Origin of the sequence: Streptomyces sp. OR43 (assembly GCF_008042275.1) — a bacterium.
In the GTDB taxonomy this organism is placed as follows: domain Bacteria; phylum Actinomycetota; class Actinomycetes; order Streptomycetales; family Streptomycetaceae; genus Streptomyces.
This window is the reverse complement of sequence record NZ_RDBK01000011.1, coordinates 38,736-51,302: the sequence shown is the minus strand read 5'-3', so window position 1 is coordinate 51,302 and position 12,567 is coordinate 38,736. Positions and strand designations below refer to the sequence as shown.

The 12,567-nt window shown below is 71.9% G+C and carries 6 protein-coding genes and 1 pseudogene; 4 read left to right on the top strand and 3 right to left on the bottom strand.

Annotated elements, in window-relative coordinates:
* Positions 1-128: 128 nt before the first annotated feature.
* The 3 genes and pseudogenes from EAO72_RS08070 to EAO72_RS08060 all read right to left on the bottom strand — a co-directional run.
* Positions 129-1,703 (bottom strand): DUF2207 family protein, encoded by a 1,575-nt coding sequence (locus EAO72_RS08070; RefSeq protein ID WP_148016551.1) that lies wholly within the window; start codon positions 1,701-1,703, stop codon positions 129-131.
* Positions 1,700-2,254, bottom strand: a complete 555-nt coding sequence (locus EAO72_RS08065; RefSeq protein WP_222724074.1) for a LemA family protein — start codon at positions 2,252-2,254, stop codon at positions 1,700-1,702. Before EAO72_RS08065 ends, EAO72_RS08070 begins: the two co-directional genes overlap by 4 nt.
* Before the next feature lie 128 nt (positions 2,255-2,382).
* Positions 2,383-2,709: pseudogene (locus EAO72_RS08060) on the bottom strand (helix-turn-helix domain-containing protein); the annotation flags it as partial.
* A 90-nt stretch (positions 2,710-2,799) separates the two neighbouring features.
* On the opposite strand from EAO72_RS08060, the gene EAO72_RS08055 reads away from it, so the two are divergent.
* The 4 genes from EAO72_RS08055 (at position 2,800) to EAO72_RS08040 (ending at position 12,405) form a co-directional block, all read left to right on the top strand.
* The gene (locus tag EAO72_RS08055; RefSeq protein WP_148016549.1) at positions 2,800-5,691 is read left to right on the top strand and encodes a M4 family metallopeptidase; all 2,892 of its coding nucleotides are present in this window, start codon (positions 2,800-2,802) and stop codon (positions 5,689-5,691) included.
* 221 nt (positions 5,692-5,912) lie between these two features.
* Positions 5,913-7,808, top strand: a complete 1,896-nt coding sequence (locus tag EAO72_RS08050; RefSeq protein WP_148016548.1) for an alkyl/aryl-sulfatase — start codon at positions 5,913-5,915, stop codon at positions 7,806-7,808.
* A 128-nt stretch (positions 7,809-7,936) separates the two neighbouring features.
* Complete coding sequence (locus EAO72_RS08045) at positions 7,937-8,956, top strand: DUF389 domain-containing protein (RefSeq protein WP_148016547.1); 1,020 nt, start codon at positions 7,937-7,939, stop codon at positions 8,954-8,956.
* Positions 8,957-9,042: 86 nt separating this feature from the next.
* Entirely contained in the window at positions 9,043-12,405 is a 3,363-nt protein-coding gene (locus tag EAO72_RS08040) for an ATP-binding protein (RefSeq protein ID WP_148016546.1), read from the top strand.
* Positions 12,406-12,567: the final 162 nt, after the last annotated feature.

The following is a 12,567-nucleotide window of genomic DNA, read 5'->3' as shown; positions in this document are numbered from 1 at the left end:
TGGTTCCACGGGCGTGCGTATCTGTCCTGCACACAAACTAGCCGCAGGACGGGACGGCGGAGCAAAGCGGGTGACGAACCGGGAGCCCGGAACCGCGCTCGCCTGCCCCGGGCGGCCCGGCTCCGTCCTCAGGAGGCGTCCTGCCTGGCGGGCTTCAACCGGTCGCCCTCCGGCATCGCGGCCTTGAGCAGCTCCGCGGAACGGATGGTGCGGGTGCCCCGCGAGACCCCGAGCCGTACCCGGGCGCCGGTCGCGATGCCCTGGGAGGTCGCGGGCAGCGCCCAGGCGGTCGTCACGTCCGTGTCCCCCTCGTCCAGGACCAGGAAGCGGGCCGCCCCCTTCCCCTTGCGCGACTCCATCCGCAGCACCTCGCCGGTGATCGTGTCGGGTTCCCGGCGCTCCAGGCAGGCGAGTACCACGAAGTACGCGGCCAGCGCGCCGAAGGCCACGATCGCCGCCACCTCGGCGGGCACAGGTCCTTCCTGAGCTGCCGCTTCGATGAACCAGCCGTGCTCGCCCTGCTCGAAGTTGCCGGGCATCATCGCCAGGAACGCCCCCAGCAGCGCCCAGCGGCTGAACTTGCCGGCCACCACGAGCCCGAGCAGTGCGCTGACCACCCAGCCGGCACTCAGCACGAGTCCCGGCCGGCGCCACGCGTGCTCGCTGTACTCCTCGAAGCCGACCGACCAGTCGGGCTGCCGCAGCACCGCGAAGACACACAGGCCCGCCGCGACCACGCCCGCCCCGGCCGCCAGGTCCAGGAGGCGGACCGTCGAGCGGCCGAACCCGGGGCGCAGCCGCGGGTAGCGGATCCGCACCGGTCGCCAGGTCCCTCCGTACGAGGACCACACACGTCGGCGGTCTCCCGAGTCGAAGCCGAGGAGCCGGCTGGCGAGGGTGGTGACGCCGAGCGCGGTCCCGTAGGCGAGATAGCGGTCCCAGACGGTCACGGCCGCGGGCGGCAGCCGGGCGAAGTCCTCGTGCGCGGTCAGCCAGGACCGCAGTCCGGCCCAGTGTCCGGCGCGTTCCAGTCCTCTGGGTGTCGCCCGCTCCCCCAGCGATTTGCCCAGCAGGAACATCAGCGGGAGCGCCGGCGCCACACCGACGGCGAGCGCGGCGCGCAGGTTGTGACCTCCCATGACCGCCGCCACGGTGAACAGCGCACCGGGCACGAACGCGCAGAACAGCAGAGCGCTGACGAGCCACGGTGCGAACCGGAACCGGGACAGGCCGCGCAGCCTGGCCTCGCCGATGATCTCCTTGCGCAGCTCGGCGTTCCACGCGACGGCGCGCTTGACGTCGCGGAAGGCGATCGCCCCGATGGGCGCGGCGCCGTGCACCGCGCGGGCGCTGACGCGGTCCAGCACCCGTCGCTCGTAGGGCAGCAGCGTCGGCGCCGCCCGGCCGGCCTCGGTGACGTGAACGCTGCTGCGGGCCGGGTCGTCGCCCGGCTGCCGCAGCTCGACGAGCCCGCGGGCCGCGAGGTCCAGCAGGGTGGCCGCGGCGGCGTGCTCGACTCCCCGCCAGCCGTTGCCGAGCAGGCTGACGACGGCCGGCGACTCGGGTTCGTCCCCGAGCTCCTGGCTCGCCGGCCCCGGGGTGACCACGCCGTTGCGGGTGACGGCCAGCGCGAAGCCGAAGACGACGAGCCAGAGCACGATCAGGGCGGCGCCGCCCCAGTAGAGCTGTTCGATGTGTGTCACGCGAATCTCACCTGGACCCGGTCCTGCGGCGCACCGGGGGCCTCGAAGTACTCCCGCCTCCCGTGCGCTCCGCCCAGCCCGGCCACGATGTTCCCCGGGAAGCTCTCCAGGGCGGTGTGGTAGCTCTGCACGGCGCTGTTGTAGAACTGCCGCGCGTACGCGATCTTGTCCTCGGCGGACCTCAGCTCGGCCTGCACCGTGCTGAAGTGCTGGTCGGCCTTGAGGTCCGGATAGCTCTCGCCGAGCGCGAACAGCTTCCCCAGCGTCGTGGTGAGCGTGTCCTCGGCGGCCGCCCGCTCCGTCACCCCGAGCTCGCCGCTCACGGCCGCTCCGCGCGCGGCGGTGACCGCTTCGAAGGTCCCGCGCTCATGGGCGGCGTAGCCGCGCGCCCCCTCGACGAGATTCGGTATCAGGTCGTGGCGCCGCTTCAACTGCACGTCGATCTGGGCCCACGAGGCCTGTGTCTGATTCCGCAGCCGGACGAGCCGGTTGTAGGTCCGGACGACCCACCACACGCCCACGACCACCAGTACCGCAACCACTGCACCCACGATGACACCCACGGCGTCGCCCCCCAGAGGCCCACAAGGATCTGGCCCCCCTGGCCGATCGACGTGATCATATTCCGGCCGTCAAGGTCCGGGCGGCCGGGGTGCGGGCGACCCTGAACAGGCCTGATTCATACGGTCAGCCAGCCCCGCAGGGCCGCCTGCACCCCGGCCTGGAACCGGGTCTCCGCGTTCAGGGCCTGCATCAGGCGGGTGATGCGGCGGCGGACCGTGTGCACGTGGATGTCGAGGCGCCGGGCCATCGCCTCGTCCTTCAGGCCGGAGGCGAGCATGGTCAGCAGTTCCCGGTCCTCGTCCGTGATCCGGTCGTGCGTGACGGACCCGATGGGGACGGCCCGCTCCCAGACCGCCTCGAAGAGCGGCACCAGGGCGTTGCTCAGGAGCGAGTCGCTCACCACCAGCGCGGAGGCCGTCGGGTCCGCCGCGTCGGTCGGCGGATGAACTCCGCACGGTGCCCCTCCGGTGCCACTGCTGCATGAACGGATATCGGATAGCGACATGCAAGTACCGGAGCGGGGGTGTGAACAATGCGTGCCCAGCTGCTGAGCTCGGTGAACACCCCACGTGCCACCGGCATCGAGACGGTCCGCGGCGGCGCGGCGATCGCCGCGCGGGTGGCCTCGCTGCTCGCCGCGGTGCTGGCCGCCGCGGGCCTGTTGGTCACGGCGATACCGGCCGCGCACGCGGACACCGCCCCCGCGTCCTCCGCGTCCGAGGTGACGCCGGGTACCGAGACCGAGACCCCCTCGCTCGTCACCGACCTGCACGAGGCGGTGACCGCCACCGGCAGCGCCGCCGACGCGGCGCGCGGACATCTGAAGGCGAAGAAGAGCCGCTACCACATCGCGGACACCTCGGCGAAGGACCTGGCCACGGCCGGGACCACGGCCGAGAAGGGTGGCAAGGAGACGGTCCGTCTTCAGCAGAAGTACAAGGGTGTCGAGGTCCTGGGCGGCCAGTACCTGGTCCGGATGACCAAGAAGGACGGCAAGCGCACCGTCACCGGCACCTCCGGCAACTACTTCACCGAGCTCAAGCTCGACTCGGTCGCCCCGAAGATCTCCGAAGAGACCGCCATCGAGCGGGCGGTCGGCGCCGTCACGACCCAGCTGGGCGGCGGGCTGCTGCGCGCCCCGGCCAAGGGCGAGAAGCCGGGCCGGGCCGAGTTCACCGGCACGGCCGGGGCCGTCACGATCCTCCCGCAGGGCACCGGCGTGCTGACCCGGCACATCACCGTCACGGGCACCAACCCGGCCGACGGTTCGCCGGTCCAGCAGGAGGTGTACATCGACGCGCACTCCGGCTTCCCGGTCATGCAGTACAGCGGCATCAAGACCTTCGGCGCCACGGGCACGGGCACCGGCGCGACGGAAGGCGTCGAGGCCCCCGCCGACGCCACCACCGCGGCCGCCGACCAGCTCGTCGTCAAGGGCAGCGGCGTCCGCTACAACGGCCAGAAGGTCGACATCAATCTGTACAAGGACACCAAGGGTCTCCTGCAGATGATCGACTACAGCAAGCGGGGCGTGGACGACTCCCCGTACGCGGGCCCCATGATCGCCACGTACGACGCCCGCGGCCGTGAGGCGTCCAGTGCCTCCGGTGTCTGGCCCACCGGCGTCAAGTACTTCCAGCCAGCCACCCCGGACCTCGGCGAGGAGTACACCAACTCCGGCGCCGTGGACGCCCACTGGGCGGCCGGCAAGGTGTACGACTACTACAAGAACCACTTCGGTCGTAAGGGCCTCGACGGCCAGGACGGCTACATCTACTCCCTGGTCGGTGTCGTCCAGCGGGGCCAGCCGTACAACAACGCCTTCTGGGACGGCCAGAAGATGGTGTACGGCCAGGGCGGCGGCGACTACCGCACCTTCTCCGCCGACACCGACGTCGTCGGCCACGAGATGACCCACGGCGTCGTCGAGCACACCGCGAACCTGGTCTACGCGGGCCAGTCCGGTGCCATGAACGAGGCGCTCGCCGACTACTTCGGCAACGCCATCGACCTGGAGGCCAATGGCCAGTCAATGGACGACCCGGACGCCGGTCTCCTGGGTGAGGACCTGTGCACCACCGCGGGCCCCCGCGAGTGCGCCCTGCGCGACCTGAACGACGGCGCCACCACGTCGAAGAACTTCATCGGCGTCACCTACAGCGGTGACAACGGCGGCGTCCACCTCAACTCGACGATCTTCTCCGGCGCGCTGTGGGACATGCGCCAGGACCTGGGCGCCGAGCTCGCCGACCAGTACGTCTACCGCGCCCTGTCCGCGTACATGACCCCCCTCGACGGCTTCACCGAGGGCCGCGCCGCGGTCATCGCAGCCGCGCAGGAGCTGGGTGCCACCAAGGCCCAGCTGGCGATCGTCAAGCGGTCCTTCGACGCGCACGGCATCGTCCCCGGCTGGGAGAAGGCCCTCGGTGTCGACACCGACACGCTCGTCTCCAAGGTCAACATCGCCAGCACCGGCGTGGGCGCGGCCGGCGGCAAGTACGCCGTCTCCCGCTCCAACGAGGACGGCAGCGAGCCGTACTCGGTGTGGCTGGGCAACACCTCCGGCAAGGGCCAGCCGCAGCTGGTGAGCGCCAACAACGGCGACTACAACGTCTACGCCAACACCGACGGCAAGACGGTGGTGTGGGCCGACTACAGCAGCCAGGGCATCTTCATCATGGCGCGCCCGGTCGGCGGCGGCCTCGCCAAGAGGGTCGACGGCATCGGCAGCGACGTCACCGGCCTCGTCGTGGACGGTGACTGGGTCGCGTACACCGCCCTCAACCCGCAGTACGGTGTCACGAACGTCCGGTACGTCAACATGAAGACCGGCGAGACCGGTCTGGTCGACGGCGGCCGCCCCTACAACATCTCGGGCCTGGCCTCCATCAAGGACGGCAAGATCGCCTACGCCAAGGTGGCCCCTGACGCCAACGGCAACATGAAGGTCGGCGTCGAGGTCTTCGACACGGCGACCCACACCAAGACGACGATGCCCGCCGCCGACGACGCCATGGGCATCGGCCAGACCGCGATCACCGACGACGGTGTCTTCTGGATCGAGGACAACGACCTCACCGACTCCGGCAAGGCCGCGGTGCGCCGCGCCGGCCTCGACGGCTCGAACCCGGTCACCGTCACCCCGGAGGCGGGCGAAGGCTCCCTCTACGCCTACACGCTGACGGCCTCGGACGACGCGGTCAGCATCACGAGCACCCCGCCGGCCACGTGGTGGGCCAACGACACGATGGCGAAGCTGTACCAGGTCGCGCCCGACGGCAAGGGCGGCCCGCAGCGGATGTCCTGCAACCGCGGCGAGCAGGCGTTCGGCACGGCCGACGAAGGTCAGCGTGTCCTGTGGCTGGACGGCACGACCGGCTACACGAACCTCGTGAAGCGCGACCGCCCGGCCGGCCGTTGCTGATCTGACCGGGGAGTCATGAACGGGAGGCGGCCGGCTTTGGGGAGCCCGGCCGCCTCTCCTCATGTGCTCCGCCGGGAGGGTGCCGCCTCCGGTCGGCCACCGCCCGCGCCCACGCCTGATCCGTTCGGAGTAGCCCTGCTGGCAGGTGAGTGACACTGCGGCAAGGCTGGCGGACGGGGCCGCCGACGGGCTGCCGCCTGTCCGTCGCGAGGGAGCGCACCATGTCCGGGAACACCCAGTCCAAGCCTGCCGAGTCTTCGATCAGCCGGGCGAACGAGGAGGTTCTGAGCCGTTTCCCGTTCGATGACACCCAGGACATGGACGACGCCCGGCGCGGGTTCATGGGGACGGCGGAGACCAGCGAGATCAGCACAGCCGACGGTACGTCCGTCTGGAATCTCGACGCCTACGGGTTCCTGGCCCAGGACTGCCCGCCCACCGCCAATCCGAGCCTGTGGCGGCAGAGCCGGCTGGTCGCCGACCACGGACTGTTCGAGGTCGTGGAGGGCATCTACCAGATCCGCGGATTCGACCTGTCGAACATGACGGTCGTCGAGGGCGAGCGCGGCGTCCTGGTGATCGACCCGCTCATCTCGTCCGAGACCGCCGCCGCGGCCCTCGCGCTCTACCGCAGCCATCGCGGCGACCGCCCGGTCACCGCCGTGCTGTACACGCACAGTCATGTCGACCATTTCGGTGGAGTGAAGGGCGTACTCAGCGAAGAGGAGGTCGCCGGTGGCGTGCCCGTGATCGCACCGGAGGGCTTCCTGGAGCACGCGGTCAGCGAGAACGTGTACGCGGGCACGGCGATGGCGCGCCGCGCCGCCTACATGTACGGGGCCGCCCTCCCCAAGGGCCCGCAGGGACAGATCGGCGCGGGGCTGGGGCAGACGACCTCGACGGGCTCGGTCGGCCTGATCCCGCCGACGCTCGACATCACCCGCACCGGGCAGACGGAGACCGTCGACGGCATCCGCATGGTCTTCCAGCTCACGCCCGGCACCGAGGCCCCTTCCGAGCTGAACATCCACTTCCCCGACCACGCGGCACTCTGCCTCGCCGAGAACGCGACCCACAACCTGCACAACCTGCTGACCCTCCGGGGTGCGGAGGTCCGCGACCCGCGGGTCTGGGCCCGCTACCTGACCGAGGCGGTCACCCTGTTCGGCGACTCCACCGATGTCGCCTTCGCCTCCCACCACTGGCCCGTGTGGGGCCGGGAGAAGGCACAGGAGTTCCTCTCCGTGCAGCGCGACCTGTACGCCTACCTGCACGACCAGACGCTGCGGATGATCAACCAGGGAATGACACCCCTGGAGATCGCCGAGGCGATGGAGATGCCTCCGGCGCTGGAGCGGGCCTGGCACACCCACGGCTACTACGGATCCGTCAGCCACAACACCAAGGCCATCTACCAGCGGTACATGGGCTGGTTCGACGGAAACCCGGCCCATCTGTGGGAGCACCCGCCCGTCGAGGCGTCCACGCGGTATGTGGATTTCATGGGGGGCGCCGACGAGGTGGTGCGCCGGGCGCGTGACGCGTTCGCCGAAGGCGACTTCCGCTGGGTCGCGCAGGTCGTGAACCATGTCGTCTTCGCGAACCCGACGCATGCGGAGGCCCTCGCTCTGCAGGCGGACGCGCTGGAGCAGCTGGGGTACGGCAGCGAGAACGGCACCTGGCGCAACTTCTATTTGACGGGCGCTCTGGAACTCCGCCGGGGACCGGTCGGGTCGCCGACCACCACCGCGTCCGGGGACTTCCTCCGCGCGCTGTCGCTGGACCAGCTCTTCGACGCCCTGTCCATCCGGGTCGACGGCCCTCGCAGCTGGGACGCGGACATCAGCGTGCGCTGGAACGTGACGGACGGCGAGCCCGTCACCCTGCGGCTGCGCAACGGGGTGCTCACCCACATCGCCGGGACCGGACCGGCCGTCTCCTCCCCCGACGTGGAGGTGGCCCTGGACGAGGCCGCGCTGCGTGGCGTCCTGCTGGGCAGCCTCCCCCCGTCGGAGCTCGCCGGGCGCGCCACCATCACCGGTGACGCGGCGAAGATCACCGAACTCCTCGGCCACCTCAGTCCCCCGGACCCGGACTTCGCCCTCGTCACTCCCTGATCCGGCCAGCTACGGCGGCGCGGTCAGGCACAGCCCGGTCCGCGCCTGACCGGTCCGCGCCTGCCCGTTCGCGCCTACCTGATCCGCGCCTGCCCGGTCCCTGAGCTGTTTCGGCAAGGAGAACCCGTATGGCATCTGTCGACGCCGCCACCCTCCGCCGGATGAGCGACGCCCTCTTCATCGAACGCGGTCTGCGCAGCCCCGGCTCGACCCGCTTCTGGGGGTTGCTCGTCCTGGCGTCCGTCATCGCGAGCGCGGGCGTGGTCGGCGACTCCACGGCCACCGTCATCGGGGCGATGATCGTGGCTCCGCTGATGACTCCCATTCTGGGCAGCGCACTGGCGCTGGTCCTCGCCGACCGCTCGCAGGTGGTGCGGTGCGTCCTGCTGGTCTTCGGCGGTGCGCTGGCCGTGGTGGCGGTCGGCATGCTGCTGGGCTGGATCGCCGCACCGCCGGACAGCTTCGCCTCCAACAGCCAGGTCACGTCCCGGATCAGCCCACGTCTGATCGACCTGCTCGCCGCGCTGGCCACCGGCACCGTGGGCGCCTTCGCGCTCGTGCGCGCGGACATCTCGGACACCCTCCCGGGTGTGGCGATCGCCATCTCCCTGGTGCCGCCGCTGGCCGTGACCGGGCTCCTGCTCACGGTGGGCCGCTATCACGACGCCGGCGAGTCCACGCTCCTGTTCGCGACCAATGTGGCGGCCATCGTGGCGACCGGCACGGTCGTCTTCCTCGTCTTCGGCGTACGGGGCGTGGCGCGGGAGTCGGGCTTCGCCGTGGGACGGTTCCACGGCGGTTCACTGGCGGCCGTCATCGGACTCATGCTCCTGATCGCCGTGCCGCTGACCACCGGGACGATCAGCGTCGCCCGGGACCGCTCCCTGGCCGCCGACGCCCGCCCGGTCGCCGAGAAGTGGGCGGCCACCGGGAAGTGGCAGATCGCTTCCGTGGAGGGCCGCAACGGCGTCGTGGTGATCGGCGTACTCGGGCTGCCGCCCCAGCCGGCGCCCACCGCGCTGCGTGCCGCTCTCGACCGCAACGGCATGCGGGACGCGGACCTCGAACTTCATCTGGTGGGCGGCCGTACCCACTGGTGTCCGGCGGACACGGACACCTGCACCGTGCGGGACGCGTCCCTCGGCTGACCTGGGATCACGGGGCTCCGGGACACTGCCGGGCGCCACGCCCCGGGCCCTGCGGGCTCAGGGTGCTCGGCTACAGTGGCGCCCCCATGAACACGCAGCAAACCTTCCCCACCTCCGGTCACCCCATCGCCCCTTTGCTGCGTCTGCACCTTTTCGGCCGTTTCCACGTCACACGTGACGGTTGTCCCGAACCGACCGGCCGGTGGCCGCGGCTGACGGCCCAGGCGCTGGTCAAGCTGCTCGCCCTCACTCCTGGCCACCGGCTGCACCGTGAGCAGATCATGGACCTCTGCTGGCCGGACACCGATCCGCACGCCGCCGCCGGCAATCTCCGCGTCGCGCTGCACGCGGCGAGGCGCGCGCTGGAGCCCGAGCTCGCGCCGCGCGCCGCGTCCTCGTACCTCGTGTCGGACGGGGCGATGCTCTCCCTCGACCCGGCCACCGTCTGGGTCGACACGGACCATGCCGAGGAGGCCGCCGAGTCCGCGCTGGCCTCGCACGACCCCGTCGCGCTGAAGGACGCCCTGGCCCTGTTCACGGGCGAGCTGCTACCCGAGGACCGGTACCTCTCGTGGACGGAACCGCGGCGGGCACGGCTCACCGCCCTGACGAACGAGATGCACCTGGCGCTGGCCTCGGCCCACCTGGAGCGGGGCGCTGTGCAGGAGGCGACAGCGACGGCGGAGCACGTCCTGCGGTCCAGCCCGGCCGAGGAGGCGGCGCACCGGATTCTGATCGACGCCTACATACGCCAGGGTCTGCGACGGCGAGCGGTGGGCCAGTACCACCTGTGCCGTGAGGCGCTGGCGGCCGAACTGGGCGTCCCGCCCGGCCCGGAGACGGAGCGGCTGCACCGGGTCGCCCTGGCCACCACGCGTAAGCCCGGCCCGGCCCGGGTGGCCCTGCCCGCGCCCCTGCAGAGCCCGGACGTGGCCCCCTTGCGCGGCCGCGACGAGCTGCTGCACCAGCTCCTCACCACCGGAGGGCCGCCGGTCCGCGTACTGACCGGCGAGGCCGGTGTGGGCAAGACCCGGCTGGTGGCCGAGGCCGCGCGGCTCGCCGCCGCCTCCGGATCCGCGGTCCTGTGGGGCGCCGGACACGACGCGGAGGGGCACACGCCCTACGGCGTCTTCGCGGAGGCGCTGGACGGTTTGCTGGCCGAGCGGGACGTGGCCGAACGTGCCCGCGTGGGCTCGGAGTACCCGGAACTGGCGGCCTTCCTGCCGTCGCTCGGGCAGGTACGGTCCCCCGGCGACCGCAGCCCCGAGGAGGAACGCGACCGGCTGTTCCGCGCCACGACCGGTCTGCTCACCGAACTCGCCGCCGTGCAGCCGGTGCTGCTGGTCCTGGACGACCTGCACGCCGCGGACTCCGGCTCGTACCAACTGCTGAGCCACCTGGCCCGGCATGCTTCGCGTCCCGGATTCCCGTTGCGCGTCCTGGTGACGTACCGGGCCGAGGAACTCGCCGACTCCGGTCCCCGGGTGGTGGATCTCACGGCTCTGCTGCGGCAGCCGCAGGTCGTGCACGTGATCGTCCAGCGCCTCGACCGGGAGGCGTGTCTGGCGGTGGCGCGGGATGTCGCGCCCTCGGCTTCCGGGGCCGGGACGGACAGCCCGGAGCGGTGGGACCGGGTATGGGAACTGTCGCTGGGCAACCCGCTGTTCGCCGGCGAGCTCGCACGGCACCTCGGCGTCGACGACCCCGAGGGCGTCGCGCCGGACGGGGTACGGCAGTTGGTGGCGGAGAAGCTCGCCCGTCTCGACGGGAACACACGCCGCGTGGTGGAGGCGCTGTCCGTCGGCGGCGCCGAGACGGCCCTGTCCGAGCTGCTCGACGTGGCCGCCGACGGCTTGCACCCGCCCCTTTCCGGGGCCGCGGCGATCACCGCTCTGGACGAGGCCATCGGCGCCGCGCTCATCGAGGAGCGGACCGTCGTCGTGACCGGACGGCACGAGACCGGCATCGCGTTCCGGCACCCGCTGGTCCGCCTCACCTGTTACGAGCGGCTGTCCGCCGTCCGTCGCCGGCATCTGCACGGCGCCTTCGCGCAGGCGGTACGACGGCGCCGTCCCGACGCCGTCGACACACTCGCCTCGCATTTCGCCCGCGCCGACGACGCCCGCGCGGCCGAGTACCTGCGCCTGGCGGCGGAACGGGCCGCGGCCCTGTACGCGAACGACACGGCCGACCGCTACTACCGGGACCTGATAGCCCGGCTCGATGTCGACGCGGGCCGCGCCCGGCTCGCGCACGCCCAGGTGCTGCGCAGCATGGGTCACTTCGAGCAGGCGGTGGGCGCCCTGCGCCCGGCCCTGGCCGAGTTCGAACGGCTCGACGACCACGACAACCGCGTCCTCGCGGCGGCACTGCTGGCGGAGATGCTGGTCAGGACCGGGTCCCCGGCACCCGGCCTCGCCGTCCTGCGGCAGCATCCCGTGACGGAGGAGACCTCTCCCGAACCGACGGCGGGTCACTTCCTGACGCTGTCCGTCATCCTCAGCACCCAGGGTCATTACGACGACGGGTGCGCTGCCGCCGAACGCGCCCTGACAGCGGCGGAGGAGGTACCGGGGCATGCGAGCCACGGTCTGAAGGCCCGCGCCTTCGTCCTTCAGGCGAGCAACCTGGGGCTCGCGGGCCACTTCGACCTGGCACGCGCCGCGGGCGACAGGGCGTTGGCACCGGCCGAGGCCTACGGAGACCCGACGCTGCTCGGATCGGTCCTGTCGATGCTGCGGGAGAACGCGCGCCGGGCCGGCCGTCTGCGCGAGGCGATCGACCGGGGAGAGCGCGCCCTCGGCCTCGCCGAACGGTCCGGCGGCCCGGCGGCCGCCGCCTTCGAGCGGGCGAACCTCGCGGAACTCCGGCTGCTCCTGGAAGAACCCGCACAGGCCCTCTCCCTCGCCGAGGCCGCCGTCGCGGGCGCGGAACCGGCCGAGACATGGTGTCTTCCGTACGCGCTCGCGGCGCTGGCCCGTGCCCGGTGGGCCCTGAACGAGGCAGCCGCCGCCGAGGTCCTCCTGGACCGCGCCGAGTCGGTCGCCACCACGCTCGGGGACCGGCGGGCGAGCCACGCGGTACGCACCGCGCGTGCGGAACTCGCCCTGGACACGGGGCGCCCGGAGGCAGTACTCCGGGTCCTGGACCGCTTCGGCGACGAGGCACCCGTGCTGGCGGCCTGGGGGGAGCTGCTCTGCGGCCGGGCCGAAACCGCCCGGCAGCTCGCTCTGGCCGAGGTGTCGCGGGCGGAACGTACCGGGGAGCATCTCGCCGAGGTGGAGGCCCGGATCGCGCTCGGCGCCTCGCTGACCGCGCTCGCCGAGGAAGCCGAGGGGGCCGCGGAACTGGCCCGGGCGGAGTCGCTGGCCGAGCTCCTGCCCTACCCGGCCGGGACGCGCCGGGCCGCCTGGGCGCAAGACCTCTTGCGCGATGCCGGCCACGCCTGAGAGGCGCCCGCGGGAGGCCCCGCCACTGTCCTGACGCCACCCCCGGCTGATGGCCGGGCTGCCGCATGCCACGCAGAGCACCCCCCGGGCATGGCCCGGGGGGTGCTCTGCGTGGCGACCACGACGGTCTACATTAATGCGGAACTCGTTTCCAGTATATGG

What these genes read in the sequence shown, in the direction of transcription:
- EAO72_RS08055 (WP_148016549.1), top strand. Translation starts at nt 2,800, where the DNA reads ATGCGTGCCCAGCTGCTGAGCTCGGTGAACACCCCACGTGCCACCGGC.
- EAO72_RS08050 (WP_148016548.1), top strand. Translation starts at nt 5,913, where the DNA reads ATGTCCGGGAACACCCAGTCCAAGCCTGCCGAGTCTTCGATCAGCCGG.
- EAO72_RS08045 (WP_148016547.1), top strand. Translation starts at nt 7,937, where the DNA reads ATGGCATCTGTCGACGCCGCCACCCTCCGCCGGATGAGCGACGCCCTC.
- EAO72_RS08040 (WP_148016546.1), top strand. Translation starts at nt 9,043, where the DNA reads ATGAACACGCAGCAAACCTTCCCCACCTCCGGTCACCCCATCGCCCCT.